General features: G+C 59.6%; 14 protein-coding genes and 1 pseudogene. 9 read left to right on the top strand and 6 right to left on the bottom strand.

Features of this window, described 5'->3' with window-relative positions; translation table 11 throughout:
- Window positions 1–56 precede the first annotated feature (56 nt).
- Window positions 57–458: a peptide-methionine (R)-S-oxide reductase MsrB gene (msrB, locus tag ASE94_RS03345; protein ID WP_061909514.1), complete on the bottom strand. Its 402-nt coding sequence runs from the start codon at window positions 456–458 to the stop codon at window positions 57–59.
- Window positions 459–625: 167 nt separating this feature from the next.
- Here msrB and ASE94_RS03340 point away from each other — a divergent pair, with 167 nt between their 5' ends.
- Window positions 626–1234 carry a pyridoxamine 5'-phosphate oxidase family protein gene (locus tag ASE94_RS03340; protein WP_156351824.1) on the top strand — a complete coding sequence of 203 codons (609 nt, stop codon included), beginning with the start codon at window positions 626–628 and terminating at the stop codon, window positions 1232–1234.
- Window positions 1235–1237: 3 nt separating this feature from the next.
- Here ASE94_RS03340 and ASE94_RS03335 read toward each other — a convergent pair whose 3' ends face one another.
- The gene (locus ASE94_RS03335; RefSeq protein WP_062629199.1) at window positions 1238–2296 is read right to left on the bottom strand and encodes a sensor histidine kinase; all 1059 of its coding nucleotides are present in this window, start codon (window positions 2294–2296) and stop codon (window positions 1238–1240) included.
- A gap of 389 nt (window positions 2297–2685) precedes the next feature.
- On the opposite strand from ASE94_RS03335, the pseudogene ASE94_RS21420 reads away from it, so the two are divergent.
- Window positions 2686–2778, top strand: a pseudogene (locus ASE94_RS21420) (short-chain dehydrogenase/reductase); the annotation flags it as partial.
- A 77-nt stretch (window positions 2779–2855) separates the two neighbouring features.
- On the opposite strand, the gene argG reads toward ASE94_RS21420, so the two are convergent.
- The gene (gene argG, locus ASE94_RS03330) at window positions 2856–4193 is read right to left on the bottom strand and encodes an argininosuccinate synthase (RefSeq protein ID WP_062629198.1); all 1338 of its coding nucleotides are present in this window, start codon (window positions 4191–4193) and stop codon (window positions 2856–2858) included.
- Window positions 4194–4648: 455 nt separating this feature from the next.
- Between argG and ASE94_RS03325 the strand changes: the two genes are divergently transcribed.
- Complete coding sequence (locus tag ASE94_RS03325) at window positions 4649–5863, top strand: multidrug effflux MFS transporter (RefSeq protein WP_062629197.1); 1215 nt, start codon at window positions 4649–4651, stop codon at window positions 5861–5863.
- Window positions 5864–5881: 18 nt separating this feature from the next.
- Here the strand turns inward: ASE94_RS03325 and ASE94_RS03320 are convergent, their stop codons facing one another.
- The 3 genes from ASE94_RS03320 to ASE94_RS03310 form a co-directional block, all read right to left on the bottom strand.
- Window positions 5882–6370, bottom strand: a complete 489-nt coding sequence (locus ASE94_RS03320) for an MgtC/SapB family protein (protein WP_062629196.1) — start codon at window positions 6368–6370, stop codon at window positions 5882–5884.
- Window positions 6371–6478: 108 nt separating this feature from the next.
- Window positions 6479–7372, bottom strand: coding sequence for an SDR family oxidoreductase (locus tag ASE94_RS03315; RefSeq protein WP_062629195.1), 894 nt, complete (start codon window positions 7370–7372; stop codon window positions 6479–6481).
- Between the two features lie 105 nt (window positions 7373–7477).
- Window positions 7478–8392 (bottom strand): lytic transglycosylase domain-containing protein, encoded by a 915-nt coding sequence (locus ASE94_RS03310; protein ID WP_156351806.1) that lies wholly within the window; start codon window positions 8390–8392, stop codon window positions 7478–7480.
- A gap of 232 nt (window positions 8393–8624) precedes the next feature.
- On the opposite strand from ASE94_RS03310, the gene ASE94_RS03305 reads away from it, so the two are divergent.
- From ASE94_RS03305 to ASE94_RS03280, 6 genes are all read left to right on the top strand, one after another.
- The gene (locus tag ASE94_RS03305) at window positions 8625–9131 is read left to right on the top strand and encodes a hypothetical protein (protein WP_156351805.1); all 507 of its coding nucleotides are present in this window, start codon (window positions 8625–8627) and stop codon (window positions 9129–9131) included.
- Between the two features lie 575 nt (window positions 9132–9706).
- Window positions 9707–10996 carry an ABC transporter substrate-binding protein gene (locus ASE94_RS03300; RefSeq protein ID WP_082460849.1) on the top strand — a complete coding sequence of 430 codons (1290 nt, stop codon included), beginning with the start codon at window positions 9707–9709 and terminating at the stop codon, window positions 10994–10996.
- 65 nt (window positions 10997–11061) lie between these two features.
- Entirely contained in the window at window positions 11062–11955 is an 894-nt protein-coding gene (locus tag ASE94_RS03295; protein WP_062629191.1) for a sugar ABC transporter permease, read from the top strand.
- A 132-nt stretch (window positions 11956–12087) separates the two neighbouring features.
- Window positions 12088–12858 (top strand): carbohydrate ABC transporter permease, encoded by a 771-nt coding sequence (locus tag ASE94_RS03290; RefSeq protein ID WP_162236037.1) that lies wholly within the window; start codon window positions 12088–12090, stop codon window positions 12856–12858.
- A 10-nt stretch (window positions 12859–12868) separates the two neighbouring features.
- Complete coding sequence (gene ugpC / locus ASE94_RS03285) at window positions 12869–13927, top strand: sn-glycerol-3-phosphate ABC transporter ATP-binding protein UgpC (RefSeq protein WP_062629190.1); 1059 nt, start codon at window positions 12869–12871, stop codon at window positions 13925–13927.
- A complete protein-coding gene (locus tag ASE94_RS03280) occupies window positions 13924–15570 on the top strand; it encodes a hypothetical protein (RefSeq protein ID WP_062629189.1) in 1647 nt (548 codons plus the stop codon). The genes ugpC and ASE94_RS03280 overlap by 4 nt, the downstream gene beginning before the upstream one ends.
- Window positions 15571–15646: the final 76 nt, after the last annotated feature.

Raw genomic sequence — 15646 nt, 5'->3', positions numbered from 1 at the left:
CACAACCAAAGCCCCAAAACAAAAAACCCGCGGCTCGCACCGCGGGTTCTGTTCGTTCAAGCCGGCGTAAAATTCAGCGCCACGCCATTGATGCAATAGCGTCGCCCGGTCGGGGGCGGACCATCGGGGAACACATGCCCCAGATGGCTGCCGCAGGTCGCGCAGTGCACTTCCTCGCGCACCATGCCGTGGCTGCGGTCGATCGTGCTTTCAACCGATCCCGGCAGCGGGTCATTGAAGCTCGGCCAGCCCGTGCCGCTTTCAAATTTCAGCGTCGAACCAAAAAGCGGCGTATCGCATCCCGCGCAGGAAAAGGTCCCCTCGCGCTCTTCGTGCAGCAGCGCGCAACTGCCGGGCCGTTCAGTGCCGTGTTGGCGCATGATATAGTACTGCTCGGGCGTCAGGCGCTCTTTCCATTCCGCATCGGTCCGGGTCACCGGGAAGGCATGGGCATCCATGGCATCACTCCTTTGTCGCACTGTCATTTGCTGCAGATATAGGATTAGTTACGTCCATTCGCCAGCATTGCGATCCATCACATCGCGCTGACCAACCCCACATTGCCGCCCGCTCATCTGCCGTTCCGGCGGCGGGTCTTCGTCCTGAGGTTTTCGTGTCCGACCATATCGTGAGGGACATTGCCGCCCTCGAAGCGCTCTATCAGCCCGCCCCTGCCGCCGCCTCGACCGTCAAGGTCGCCCACACGATGACCCCTGATTACAGGCGCCTGATTGAAGCGAGCCCCTTTGCCGCGCTCGCCACCGTCGGCCCCGAGGGGATCGATTGCTCCCCCCGCGGCGACAAAGCCGGCTTCGTCCGTATAGCCGATGACAAGACCCTGATGATGCCCGACCGGCGCGGCAACAACCGCATCGATTCCCTCCGCAACATCGTCCGCGATCCGCGCTGCGCCTTTCTGTTTCTTCTCCCCGGCTCTGGCACCACAATGCGCGTCAATGGCCAAGCGCATCTCTCGGTCGATCCAGACCTCCTTCAAAGCTTTGCCGTCGACGAAAAAGCCCCGCGCACCGTCATCGTCCTCGATATCGAAGAACTCTACTTCCAGTGCGCCCGCGCCATCATCCGCTCCGAACTCTGGAACCCGGCGCGCCACATCGACCCCACTACGCTCCCCACTCCCGGCGAAATCCTCGCCGGCATGACGAAAAACGAAGTGGGCGGGGAGAGCTACGACAAAGCCTGGCCCGAGCGCGCCAAAGCCACCATGTGGTAAGCGTCACCCAGCTTCCGGCTCCGCCCGGCGCCTCGCGAAGAAAATCGTCACGGTGACACCTTCATCGGGCCGCGAGCGTACATCGAGGCGTGCCCCGGCATTTTCCTTGAGCGTATGGACGATCAGCGCACTGAGCTTACCATCCTTGGGCCAAGTTGCCCCATCTGGCAAACCCACGCCATCATCGGCCACGATCACCTTGCAGCCGGTCTCATCGACCAGCGCATGCACCTTGATCGTCCCGCCGCGGCCTTCGGGAAAGGCGCGCTTGAGTGCGTTGGTCATAAGCTCGTTGACGACAAGCCCGGTCGGCATTGCCACATTGATCGAGCAAGGCCAGCTATCGACCTGCAGATTGAGGCGAATGCCCTCCGAGGCCTGCGCCGCCATGACGGCGGATGCCACCTGGCTGAGATAGGCACCGAGATCGATGCCCTCGTCGGTATTTTCCTCGTAAAGCGCGGTGTAGAGCAGCGAGAGCGAATTTATCCGTCCGGCCAAACGCTGAAATGCCTCGCCATGGTCATCTGGCAGCTGCCGCGCTTCGAGGCGGATAAGTGCCGTGATCATCTGCAGGTTGTTCTTGACCCGGTGCTGCAGCTCGCGCAGCAGCGTGTCCTTTTCCTGCAATTGGCTGAGGAGATCGTCCGTACGTCCAGGCAATGGCGCGACGGCAAGAAGACGAAAGCGCTTCGTCCCATCATCGTCTTCGATCACGCTTGTCCAGGCTTCGATATGGTGGCCGTTGCGGCAATGAAACCCACCAATATGGTCTTCGCCCGAAACTGCCATCTTTGACAGCATGACGTTGCTGCCGTCGGCCTGAGCGCAATCAGGCAGGCTTTCCCATTCCTTACCAAGAATTGACTCGTCAACCCCGACCAGCGCGCCGAACGTTTCATTGAAATAGGTAATTAGCTCGTTGGGCTGCAATGCGGAGATGGCGACGCCAAGCGGCAGGTGATCGAGAAAATGGCGGAATCGGTCGCTGCCGAGCGCATCCGCAAGGTCAGGCGCGTCGAGCAATTTGTCGACTGCGCCCTGCGCGTTGATGTCGTTCAAGAGATTCGTCCTGTTAGGCCAACACACATGAAGTCTGAACTCTGACACTTGGTTCCACAATCCCGCCTTTGGCGTGTTTGAGCTCGAAGCGGATCCGTCCTCCTCGAGATTGACCTGGGTGTTCACTGGTCATGGCTGCAAGGAGAGCACGATGGCGGCGGCCAGCCATCCGAAAAGACCGGAAAGTTCAGCACTTAGACTGTTTCGGCCGACTGAGGCCGCCCGTCAAACTGGGTTGATCTATGTGCGCCTCGCCACCCAGGAAGGCAGCCACCTCAACGTCGAAATCTGTGGCGCTGTGGTGTGCGCGAATGTTGGCTGTATGCCCTTAAAACTCCTGATCGCGGCCGCGCGCGCGGCCAGGAAAGCATATCGCGCCGCTGTCTTCGAATGTCGTCGAGGCGGTTTGGCGCGCCGCGACCGATCCGTCTGCACCCATGTGCATGCCCGCGGGCGCAGACGCCGTCGCTTTGGGTTACTAGCAAAAAAAGTCCCTGGCGCAGGCTATCGCTGCGCCAGGGAGCAAACTTGATCCAAGAGGGAATTGGCTTCCGCTGCTTCAGTCCTTGCTGCTCTCCAGGCGGAACATATCGTCGCCTTCGCCAATCGAGATCAGGCCGGTCTTGGAGTAGAGGTCCAGTTTTGCCCGCGTGTCGGCAATGTCGAGATTGCGCATGGTGAGCTGGCCGATACGATCGGCAGGGGAGAATGGTGCATCCTCAACCTTCTCCATGCTCAACCGCTCTGGAGCATAGGTCAGGTTCGGGCTTTCGGTGTTGAGCAGCGAATAGTCATTGCCGCGGCGCAGTTCGAGCGTCACCTCGCCGGTAATGGCATTGGCCACCCAGCGCTGGGCGGTCTCGCGCAGCATCAGGGCCTGCGAGTCGAACCAGCGGCCCTGGTAGAGCAGACGCCCGAGGCGCAACCCGTTGATCCGGTACTGTTCGATGGTGTCCTCGTTGTGGATACCGGTCACGAGACGCTCATAGGCGATGTGCAGCAGCGCCATGCCCGGCGCCTCGTAGATGCCGCGGCTCTTGGCTTCGATGATGCGGTTCTCGATCTGGTCGCTCATACCAAGGCCATGGCGGCCGCCAATAGCATTGGCCTCGAGCAGCAGAGCCACAGGGTCGGTAAACGTCTGGCCATTGAGCGCCACCGGCTGACCTTCAACGAAACGGACGACGACCTTCTCGGCCTTCACCGCGCAATCGTCGCGCCAGAACGGCACGCCCATGATCGGGCTGACAATCTTGATCCCACTATCGAGGCTCTCGAGGTCCTTCGCTTCATGCGTCGCGCCGAGAATATTGCTGTCGGTCGAATAGGCCTTTTCGGCGCTCATCTTGTAGGCAAAACCGTTCGACGTCAGGAACGCCGACATTTCCGACCGGCCGCCCAGCTCGTCGATGAATTCCTGGTCAAGCCAGGGCTTGTAGATGCGCAGGTTTGGGTTCGTGAGGAGGCCATAGCGGTAGAACCGCTCGATGTCGTTGCCTTTGAAGGTCGAACCATCACCCCAGATATTGACCCCGTCTTCCTTCATCGCCGAGACCAGCATTGTGCCGGTGACAGCGCGACCAAGCGGGGTGGTGTTGAAATAGGTCAGCCCGCCGGTCGAGACATGGAAGGCGCCTGCCTGGATCGCTGCAATGCCTTCATGAACCAATTGCGTGCGGCAATCGACGAGACGCGCATTCTCGGCACCGAAATCCATGGCCTTGCGCGGGATCTCGTCATAGTCCGCCTCGTCGGGCTGGCCGAGATTGGCGGTATAGGCATAAACCTTGGCGCCCTTGAGCTTCATCCAGAGCAGAGCTGCACTCGTGTCGAGACCACCCGAAAAGGCGATGCCGACCTTATCGCCCTTGGGCAGGCTCTTCAGAATTGTGCTCATTTGTCTTCTCCGGTGAAATCTAGATGGCGACGCAGCGCTTCGATACCTGCGCGAGTAGCAAATTTCGCCTGCTCCAGCTAGCGTCCGATCGGCTGACAATGGTGTTTAGCTTCCACCATCCCATCTCAATTTTTTGGCGATCCGTAAGCCAAACCCGATCGCAGATAGGCCTACCTGGTGCAAAAAGCCGCGGGTCCACAACCTGCTCCTTGGAGTCGTTCGCTGGTTGTCGCGGCGATACTCTCAGGGCTTGCGCATAAACGTTGAATTGACGCGCATTGCTACACGCCGTAACAATTGCTCCATGTTGATGAGAAACGGCCTGGTCGTAGTAATCGCGCGCATGGGCACGGCAGTATAGCTGCCAGGCGACAGCACCCCATGCGCGGAAAAATCAGCCCCTCAGAGGGGCTTTTTTATTGCCTCGCTTTTCACATCAGCAACGGGCTCCGCTTATGCCGGATTCATCAGCTTCTCCTCGCCTCTCGACATTGATCGTCCTGTCGGCACTTGCCATCTTGCCGCTCAGTGTCTTTCTTCCATCTCTTCCCCAAATGGCGGCCGACTTTGGCGTCCATTATGGACTGATCGGGTTTTCGCTGGCGGCCTATGCAATTGTATCAGCGTCCCTTCAGTTGGTTCTCGGCCCGCTATCGGACAGGTTTGGTCGTCGGCCAGTGATCCTCGGTGCTCTAGGGGTATTTATCGCCGCGACAATCGGGAGCGCCTTAGCGCAGGATATCTGGACTTTCCTCGCTTGCCGCATGGCGCAGGCAGTGATCGCCCCAACCTATGGGGTGTCACTTGCGGCAGTTCGTGACACGACCAGCCGGGAACAGGCCGCAAGTAAGTTTGGGTATATCGCCATGGCTTGGGCGATAGCACCCATGCTCGGACCCACGGTAGGCGGGATCATCGATCAGGTGTTTGGCTGGAGGGCTACTTTCTACGCCCTAGCGCTCCTTGGGTGCGCGGTCCTAGCTTTGTGCTGGGTCGACCTATTCGAAACAAACCGGTCACGTTCTCAAACGATGCTGGCACAATATAAGTCCTACCCCGCACTGCTGGGGTCCAGGCGCTTTATTGCGTATTGCCTATGCATGGCTTTCTCTGTTGGGGCTTTTTATGTGTTCCTCGCTGGCGCCCCAATCGCCGCTTCCGCCTTCAATTTGTCACCTGTCGTTTTAGGTCTCTACATAGGCTCAATTACTGGCGGCTTCATGCTCGGCAGTTTTCTGGCCGGACGGTTGGCGGGCAAATTTCCGCAGGCCAAATTGCTGATTGCAGGGAGAAGTGTGGCGTGTGTCGGGCTCACGTCTGGCATCGCGCTTTATTTTTCTGGCATCGATAATGTGATGACACTGTTCGGGCCATGCCTTTTCGTCGGCGTATCGAACGGACTTACGCAGCCCAGTGCAAATGCTGCGGCAATTTCGGTTCGCGCAACCCAAACAGGAAGTGCAGCCGGTCTCGCCGGCGCAATCACCGTGGCCGGTGCCTCCGCTATGGCAGCGATCGCAGGTGCCGTTCTGACTGAAGACAATGCTCGGGCCGGCCTGCTTTTGATGATGCTGGCCTCGGCGGTTATCGCCCTGGGCGCAGCCCTGTTTGCTCGCCATTTCGAAATGAACACGCCCAAACGACCTGATGCACACCGCAACGGTCCGTAGATCATTCGCGAATGGCCTTCACTTGTCGTCGGTGCGGGCCGAGTTACTCGGCAGGATCTTGGGCACTACGGCGAGAATGATCAGCATGATCAATGCCGAGAGCACCGCCGTGGCTTCGAGCCCTAGCCCGGCGATGACGCCGATGCCCGCAGTTGCCCAGATATTGGCGGCGGTCGTTAGACCTTCGATCTGATTTTTCGTTGCCCGCACGATAATCGCGCCCGCGCCGAGAAAGCCGATACCCTGTATGATCCCCTGAAGGACGCGTGACATATCCTCGATCGGCATGCCGCTTTGCGTCGGCCCGATGACGAAAAGTGCCGCGCCAACGGCGACCAGCATATGCGTTCTGACGCCGGCACTCCTGCCCTTCCGCTCCCGCTCATACCCCAAAATACCGCCCAGAATTGCGGCGATCAACAGACGCATCGTGATGCGAGTGAGAGTGGAGACGTCCGGAACATCCGAGAATTCGCTGACAACTGTTGACCAGATTTGGTCTATCAAAGTTATGTCCTATGGTTTTGGTTAGGAAGCATCAGGCAGAGCAAAGCTCATGCAGCGCCAAAAGGCCACTGCTCATCGAGCAGCGGCCCCAAACGGATGGATCTGAAATCAGGCGACGCCGCCACCGCCGACAGCGCCAAAAACCTCGCCATTGAGGTAGCTGCCTTCCTGGCTCGCAAGAAGAACATAGATTGGCGCGAGTTCGACCGGCTGACCGGGCCGACCGAAATCGGTTTGCTCACCAAATTTTTCGACCTTTTCGGAGGGCTGGCCGCCGCTCGGCTGCAGCACTGTCCAGAACGGTCCCGGCGCCACGACATTGGCGCGAACACCGTTCTTGATGAGCTGCTGCGACAGGGCCTTGGTATAGGCGACGATGCCAGCCTTCGTCGTGGCATAATCGAGGAGAATTGCCGAAGGGTCATAGGCCTGGATCGACGCCGTGGTGATCACGGCAGCACCCGGCGGCAGGTGTGGCGTCGCTGCCTTGGCCGTCCAGTGCAGCGCATAGAGATTGGTTTTCATCGTCTGGTCGAAATCATCTGAGCTCAGCTCCGCGATACTCTCACGATATTGCTGGCGCGCTGCATTGATGACGAGAATATCGAGGCCTCCCAGGCCCTCGACCGCCTGCTGCACCATAGACTGACACCAGCTCTCGTCCTTGATGTCACCTGGCAGCGCGAGGGCTTTGCGGCCGTCCGCTTCGATCAAGGCAATGACTTCCTTGGCATCGGCTTCTTCGCTGGGCAGATAGCCGATGGCAACGTCAGCGCCTTCCCGCGCATAGGCAATGGCGGCCGCGCGCCCAATGCCGGAATCCCCGCCGGTGATCAGCGCTTTTCGGCCCTTGAGCTTGCCCGAACCCTCGTAGCTCGTTTCCCCATGATCGGGCTTCGGATCCATCTTCTGCGCAACGCCTGGGGCGGCCTGCGGCTGCTGCGGAAAAGGTGGCTGTGGATATTGGCTGCGCGGGTCCTGCATCTCGAGACGGTCGGTCATGGCTCTCTCCTGTTTTGCCATGACGAATGAATTGAGAGTGTGTGAGTTCCGCCCGTGTGATCCTGAACACAATCGACGAGACCAAAACGCTCTTCACCCTCGTGATCAGACTTCGTTCTTCTGCACGATGCAATTTCCGCCCGCGGCGGTCAGGCGATTGCAGAGATCCTGCGCATCTTGGCGGGTCTGGCGGCCGACCATGGCCGAAAAGCGCGTGCGGTTCCCAAACCGGGGATTTCGCACCGTGATCAACATCAACTTCTCATCGGATAGTTCGGCAGCAAACTCAGCCTGCGCCGCCGCAAATCGGGTTTGCGCCTGATCGGCCGATGCGCTTTGCGCAATGAGCACGCCCCAGGGCTGCCATTCTGCGGGTCGCACAGTGAGATCGGGACTTTGAACGGATTGAGCCATGTTGATGCAGGCCGATTGGAAATCGGTGTCCTGATCGAGCGTATAATCCACCTCGCCGACATTGCCTCCGAGCCAAGCGTCGACCGCACGGCCCGTGACAATCATCACATAGGCCCGCGTTTCCGCCGGAAGCGAACCACCGCCATTGGCGATGTAGCCGGTGATCCTTCCCTCGCCACCATTATAGGCCGCGGCTGCCAATCCAAGATTTCCAAATTTGAGTTCGAGGAAGCGGAGATATTCGGCGGACCGTGCCATCGCTTCGGCGGGATCGAAAGGATCGACCAAGCCCCGGAGGCGCCCGGTAGCGGGCATGAACTGAGCGATACCCTCTGCGCCCGCCGGACTAATCGCTGCGGGATCGAAGCGGCTTTCCTGCCAAATGAGACGCGCAAAATAATCTGGCGGCAGACCCCAATGCGTCGCAAAAACCGCGATAGCCGCGCAGACATCCTCACGGTATTGCGCGGCTGAAATGCACACCTCTTGCTCGCCCACCACGATGCAGGACTGCCCGGCTGGCTCCTCACCCAGGCTTGGCGGCAGATGCACATGGCTCATAGCCAGTGCCAGCAGAACCGCTGAAAAGTGGCGACTAAACTTCACCGTAATGCCCTGATGTTGACGTCTAGAAAAGCGCGTTGCTGCTGTGCCGACGATGATAAGCGCAATCAACTCATCCCTTGTTCCGTGCGACGTCCACCGCTGCTCATCGTCTGGCCTGGCTGCCCCCTCGCCTGCACACCCAGCCCCAATACAATCTTGGGGTCAAACCGGTGCGCGACTTTTTCTCGCCCAGACCAGCCCTTATGGTCTCCGCAAACACCGGTCGTGGAATTTGAAACTGCAGAAAACCCTTTTGGCGCTCGCCCTTCTCTTTGCATGCACTGGCGCCTCTGCCGCCGAGGACAACTCCTGGCCCGCCGAGAAGTGCCGGGGCTTTGGCGAAGCCTGGGCAAGGGCGCTCGAGACCTATGGCTCGGACAACATCAATTACAACTTCCTCGCCCAGAACGAGAATTTCATCGCCAATGGTTGTACGGCCGAAGCCGGCATTTGCCCGCAATCGGACCAGGAACTGGAGATCGCCAATGCCATCACCTTCGAGATGATGAGCTTTGGCGCAGCCAGCACATTCCTGCCCTATCGCTGCGAGACCTCGGCGCTCATTGTTAGGGTCAGTCAAGCTGAACCAGCCTCGGTCGAAGCCCAACTTTGCCGCTCCCAGCTCGAACTCCTCATTCGCGGTGGCAAACTGACCAAGGACGAAGAGGCTGTGTTCGAAGCCCAATGCGCCTGCCTTGAAAGCAGCACCGCTGCCAATGGCGCCGCCTGCGCGCAATAGTCTGGCACCGCCACCACAGCATACACCAGCCACTTGATAGGCTGGCCAACAGCGCCGCGGCGACCTGAACGAGTCAGCTAGCCCTTGACTTGTATGGAAGTTAAAGCAATCTTGCCGCTGTCTGAGCGGGGTTAACCTCTCAGGAACGGCCGGAGACACGTCATGGGCCCAAGGGCCCAGCCAGGGTATGTGGTAAAGCGTGAGCTACGCGGTACGTCTTCTGTCTGACCGTCTAAACCACGGACAGATGTTCGTATCGACCTTCTGAGTTGCCCGCAAAATGAACTCAACCGTGCGGTCGCGGTTGGCGGGACGTCCCATTCCCAGCAGCGCCGCATCAGGACCCCAAATGGGGCAGCGGGAGGATGGAATGGTCTCACGTGCAGGCGGCCCAGCCGAGAAGTTCTTGCGACGCATGGCGTCTGTAACAGCCCCACTCTCGCATCACCATCGACATTGATCACACCCCGACCAGCGCAGCCAATGCGCAGGCAAGAGGTACGTCACTCAAAAATCGATTGCCCTCTACACCGCACGCGAGGGCCGAAACCAAGAATACTCAAGGGAGGAACACGATGAGCAAATTCACGAGACGAACGTTTTTAGGCGTGGCCGGCTCGGCCGTGGCGTTTTCGGCCATGCCGCGTTTCGCTTTCGCGCAGGATACCGCCGTCCGCCATTTCTGGTGGGGCAATCCTGAGCGCGACAAGCGCACCTTCGCGGTGATCGATATCTACAATTCCAAAAATCCTGGTGTGAAAGTCAGCGGTGAAACCCTTGGCTTTGCCGATTACTTCACCAAACTCACCACACAGATCGCTGGCGGCAATATGCCGGACGTGATCCAGCAGGGCTATGGCGTGCTATTCGAGTACATAGCCAATGGCGCCGTCGTGCCGCTCGACGACTATGTCGGCAAGAGCCTCGATATCTCCAAAATGGACCAGAGCGCTATCGACGCCGGTACCGTCGACGGTCAGTTCTATGCGCTGTCGATCGGCGCGAACTCGCATATGGCCATGTACAATACGCGCCTCTTCGAAGAGGCCGGTATCAAGATCGGCGAAACCTTCGACCCCTACGCCTATACCTATGATCAGTTGAAAGACGTCGCCAAGGCGATCAAGGACGCAACGGGTGTTGCAGGCACCGACGACAACACCGCCGACTATCAGAACTTCTCCGATTTCACCGTCCAAAAGGGTGCTAACCTCTACAATGAGGATGGCTCCTATGGCCCGACCCAGGAAATCATCGAGGAATATTGGAGCACTTGGGCGGCGATCCGCGATGCTGGCGGCACCCCGCCGGGACCGGAATCTGCAGCGCTCGCCGGCGTCTCCGAACTGAGCCAGCTCGGCGTCGTCACGGGCAAGTCGGCCATGTCCTATCTCTGGAGTAATCAGCTCGTCGGCGTGCAGGGCCTGATGCAGGATGCACTCGGGGCTGCGGTCTATCCCAACACGCCAGACATGATCCCGGGGTCGGTCATCCAGCCGAGCCAGTTCGTCTGTCTCACCCGCAACAGCGCCAATCCCGAGGCGGCCACCGCTTATATGAGCGCCTTCGTCAACGATCTCGACATGACCAAGGTCCTCGGCCTCGAGCGAGGCATCCCCTCCAATGCCGAGGTGCGCGCCGCACTCGAACCCGATCTTTCGCCGGCCGAAAAGGTCTCGGTCGAGTTCTTCGACAAGATCCAGGGCAAGACCGCGCCATTGACCGCACCGCCACCGAGCGGTTCGGCCGAAGTGGAGCAGACCTTTGAGCGCCTGGCTGTGTCGGTGCTTCTCGGCGAGCGCAGCATTCCGGAAGTGGCAACCGACTTCCTCAATCAGGCCAAGGCGATTCTGGCACGCGCCTGAGCCTGACCAGACCCGCCGCGTCTCTCCCTGGGGGCGGCGGGTTCTCTCTTCTTCATGAGGCTGGGATGCACAAGTTTCTTAAACGCAATTTTGCCGGCTACGCTTTTCTCTCGCCGTGGCTGATCGGTTTTTTCCTCCTCGCCATCGGACCGATCCTGGCTTCGCTCTATCTCAGCTTCACCAAGTACAATGTCGTCCGGCCGCCGCAGTGGATCGGCCTCGATAACTATACCTATATGTTCCAGATGGACCAGCGCTTCTGGAAGGCGCTGCAGGTGACGTTCACCTTCGTTGTCGTCTCGGTGCCGCTCAAGCTCATGTTCGCGCTCGGCGTGGCCATGGCGCTCGACAAGGGTATCCGTGCCATCGGCTGGTATCGGGCGCTGTTCTATTTGCCGTCCATTCTTGGAGGCTCCATCGCCGTTGCGATCCTTTGGCGGCAATTGTTCAACTACGATGGCGTGATCAATTCCATCCTGCGCCTTTTCGGCGGCGATGGGCCCTATTGGCTGTCAGATCCCAAATATTCGCTCTGGACGCTGATCGTCCTTGCCATCTGGCAATTCGGCTCGCCCATGCTGATCTTCCTTGCCGGCCTCCGCGCCATTCCACAGGATCTCTATGAGGCTGCCGAGATCGACGCGGCGGGCCCGGTGCGAAAATTTTTCTCGATCACCGTGCCGCTCCTCGCGCCCGTGATCTTCTTCAATCTGGTTCTCCAGATGATCGAGGCCTTCAAGAGTTTTTCGGGCGCCTTCATCATTTCGGGCGGCACAGGCGCACCACTCGATAGCCTCCTCTTCTTCACCGTCTATCTCTACAACGAGGCGTTCAGTTTCCTCCGCATGGGCTATGCTTCGGCGCTCGCCTGGGTGCTGCTGCTGATCATCGCCGCCTTCACCGCCATTGCTTTCTGGACCTCGAAATACTGGGTCCACTATGAAAACGAGCGAGGCTGAGCCGTGACCGAAACGACAATGCCCACGCAATCGACTGCCGACATCGCCCGCGCCTATCGCGCCGCCAAGGAAGCCCGCGCCAAGCGCTCGGCCTTTCTCAAGCATATCTTCCTGATCATCACCTCGCTGATCATGGTCTATCCGCTGATCTGGATGCTCGCGAGCTCACTCAAGCCAGACAATGAGATCTTTGGCGATCTCAGCCTCTGGCCCAGCGAATTCCAGTGGCAGAATTACTGGGCCGGCTGGAATGCCCTTCCCGTCAGCTTCACGCGCTTCTTCTGGAATTCGACCGTCGTCACCGTCCTATCGGTGATCGGCAACGTCATCTCCTGTTCTTTTGCGGCCTACGCGTTTGCGCGGCTCGAATTCTCAGGCAAGACGCTCTGGTTCGCGCTGATGATGATGACCTTGATGATCCCCTATCACGTCGTCCTCATCCCCCAATATCTGCTCTTCCTCAACCTCGGTTGGGTCGACACCTACCTGCCCCTCATCGTGCCGCGATTTCTCGCGGGCGACGCCTTCTTCATCTTCCTGATGATCCAGTTCTTTCGCCAATTGCCGCGCGAATTGGATGAAGCGGCGATGATCGATGGCTGCTCGCCCTTCAAGATCTATTGGGCCATCATCATGCCGCTCTCGCTGCCAGCCATGGCGACCGCCGCGATCTTCTCGTTCATCTGGACCTGGGAAGATTTCCTCGGGCCGTTGGTCTATCTCAACGATATCGAGGACTACACCGTCCCCCTCGCCCTGCGCAGCTTCATCAGCTCCGACGGCGTCAGCCAATATGGCCCGATGTTCGCCATGTCGATCCTCTCGATCCTGCCGATCATCCTGTTCTTCATCATCTTTCAGCGTCTGATCATCCGCGGCATTGCCATGAGCGGACTAAAGTAGAGAGGCTTCCATGGCATCTGTCACCCTCAGCCAGGTTCGCAAATCCTATTCCGGTTTCGAAGTCGTCCACGGCATCGATCTTGCGGTGCAGTCGGGCGAATTTCTCGTCCTCGTTGGCCCCTCGGGCTGCGGCAAATCCACCCTTTTGCGTATGATCGCCGGGCTTGAAGACATCACCGACGGCACGATCGGCATCGGCGATCGCATCGTCAACGACCTGCCTGCCAGCCAGCGCAATCTCTCGATGGTCTTTCAGTCCTATGCGCTCTACCCGCATATGAGCGTCCGGAAAAACCTCGCCTTCGGCCTTTCAAATCTGCGCATGCCAAAAGCCGAGATCGACCGCCGCGTCACCGAGGCGGCGCGCATCCTCCAGATCAACGAGTTGATGGACCGCAAGCCGCGCCAGCTTTCCGGCGGCCAGAAACAACGCGTCGCCATCGGCCGCGCCATCGTCCGTGAACCCCAGCTTTTCCTCTTCGACGAACCACTCTCCAATCTCGATGCCGAACTGCGCGTCCAGATGCGCGTCGAACTCGCCAATCTCTACAATCGCCTTGGCACGACGATGATCTATGTCACCCACGACCAGACCGAAGCCATGACCATGGCAACGCGGATCGCCGTGCTCAACAAGGGAAATCTCGAACAGGTCGGCACGCCCTACGAGCTCTACAACAGCCCCAAAAACCTCTTCGTCGCGAGCTTCATCGGCTCACCCAAGATGAACCTGATCAAGGGGACAGCCTCCGCCGGGGGCGTCAACCTCACAGGCTTTGGCACCCTGCCCATTTCAGTCGTTCCCGGCGACGTCACCGTCGGCATCCGCCCCGAGCACCTGCGCATCGGCGAGCCGGGAGACGTCACCATCGAGGGCACCATCACCCTCGTCGAGTATCTCGGCAGCGAACTTTTCGTCTATGTGGCATTGGCCGATGGACAAACCGTGCTCGCCCAAGCCCCGGGCCACGCCAAGCACACCCGCGGCGACAAAGTCACCCTGGGCCTCAACGGCCGCGATGCTCACTTTTTCGACGCCGATGGCGCGCGCATTGAGGTCCCTGCGTGACCTCCAGCCTCCTCGAGACACTGCGCAATCAACACACCGCATCCCTTATCGGCCCGCTGGCAAAACCTGCCGATGATGCATTGCTCGACGAGTGGCTGGCATCAGGCGTTGCATTTGCCTCGAGCAGTCAGCGCCTTACCAACCGCTATTATCAGGCGGTCCGCGAGCTTTTCGACTGCATCGCCCCTGCCGCCGACGACACCCCGATCCTCCACGAGGGCGGCATCTATAACGGCTGCTGGCTCGAAAGCACCGGCACCATCAATGCCGAAATCCTCAGCCGCTTCCTGCCCTCGATCGCAACGGCAACCTTCTCCGCCTTCGCCAAGCACCAACGCGAGGACGGCCTCTTTCCCTATAAGCTGACGCCACAGGGTGCGGGCTTCAGCCAGATCCAGCTCGTCAGCCCCCTCGCCCGCGCCGTCTGGAACCACTACCGCCTTAATGGCCTCGACGACGCCTGGCTAACCCACATGGCCGCGTCAATGGCCCGCTACGACGCCTGGCTCGCCACCCATCGCGACACGCTCGGCACCGGCGCCGTCGAAGCCTTTTCGACCTACGATACCGGCCACGACCTCTCCTCGCGCTTCTGGCACGTGCCCGACAGCCCCTTCGGCAATGACCCGACGCGCTTCGATCCCGACAACCCGATCCTGCCCTTCATCGCGCCGGACCTGACCGCCAATGTCGCCTGCCAGCGCCACTATCTCAGCCTCATGGCGCAGACAATCGGCCAAACCGGTACCGATTGGACAGAAAAGTCCGAAGCCAGCCGCGCCGCCCTCTTCGCGCAATGCTTCGACGCCGATGACCACTTCTTCTATGACCGCGACCGCCACGGTCGTCTGGTCCGCATCCAGTCCGACGTGCTGCTCCGCGTCCTCGCCTGCGAGATCGGCACAGCTGACCAGTTCCGCACCGCGCTTGAACGCTATCTGCTCAACACCCGCAAATTCTTCGCCAAATTCCCGCTGACATCCATCGCGCTCAACGATCCGCGTTTCGATCCCAATTTCGCGCAAAACAGCTGGGCCGGTCCGAGCAACTTCCTGACGCTCATCCGGACGCCCCACGCCTTCGAGCACCACGGCCATCACACCGAACTGACCTGGATCATGCAGCCGACCCTCGCCGCCCTTGTCGATGCCGATCGCTTCCCGCAAACGCTCAATCCGTTCACCGGCGCGGCTGGCTTTACCGAAAAATACTCGCCCGCAATCCTCACCCTCCTCGATTTCATCGAGCGCCTGTCGGGCATACTCCCGCGGCCCGATGGCACCGTCTGGTTCACGAGCCTTCTGCCCAAACCAGTCCTCCACAAGCATGAGTTCTGGGAAACCGCCTATGCCCGAACGGTGGACGGCATCCGCTTCGAACTGGTCAATACGGAAGCCGACGGCACCATCTATCGCGACGGCGAACTCCTTTGCCGCTTCCCCAGCGGTACGCGCGTGACCCTTGATCGAACCGGTCAAATCCGTGCAGTCACTGGTTTGTCGGCCCGTTCCATCCAAGGCACGATCACTTTTGACGGCGAAGACATCCCACTCTCTTTGTCTCCAAACTCAAAACTGACATTGACGAACGGAAACGCCGCAGAACCCAGCGGCCCCGGCTTGGTGCTGCCTCAATATCAATAAGATGCATCAGAGCGTTCTCACCTCTGAGATGGTCGCTCCGCAAGCACACCCTGCACGGCGCTATGGGCATTTTCGC

This window comes from Devosia sp. Leaf64 (assembly GCF_001421945.1).
Taxonomy (GTDB): domain Bacteria; phylum Pseudomonadota; class Alphaproteobacteria; order Rhizobiales; family Devosiaceae; genus Devosia.
Note: the sequence above shows the minus strand (reverse complement) of the source record. Positions and strands in the feature narration are given on the sequence as shown.

Coding starts and splice junctions, on each gene's coding strand:
- msrB (WP_061909514.1), bottom strand. CDS start 458: ATGGATGCCCATGCCTTCCCGGTGACCCGGACCGATGCGGAATGGAAA.
- argG (WP_062629198.1), bottom strand. CDS start 4,193: ATGAGCACAATTCTGAAGAGCCTGCCCAAGGGCGATAAGGTCGGCATC.
- ASE94_RS03325 (WP_062629197.1), top strand. CDS start 4,649: ATGCCGGATTCATCAGCTTCTCCTCGCCTCTCGACATTGATCGTCCTG.
- ASE94_RS03315 (WP_062629195.1), bottom strand. CDS start 7,372: ATGACCGACCGTCTCGAGATGCAGGACCCGCGCAGCCAATATCCACAG.
- ASE94_RS03300 (WP_082460849.1), top strand. CDS start 9,707: ATGAGCAAATTCACGAGACGAACGTTTTTAGGCGTGGCCGGCTCGGCC.
- ASE94_RS03295 (WP_062629191.1), top strand. CDS start 11,062: ATGCACAAGTTTCTTAAACGCAATTTTGCCGGCTACGCTTTTCTCTCG.
- ASE94_RS03290 (WP_162236037.1), top strand. CDS start 12,088: ATGGTCTATCCGCTGATCTGGATGCTCGCGAGCTCACTCAAGCCAGAC.
- ugpC (WP_062629190.1), top strand. CDS start 12,869: ATGGCATCTGTCACCCTCAGCCAGGTTCGCAAATCCTATTCCGGTTTC.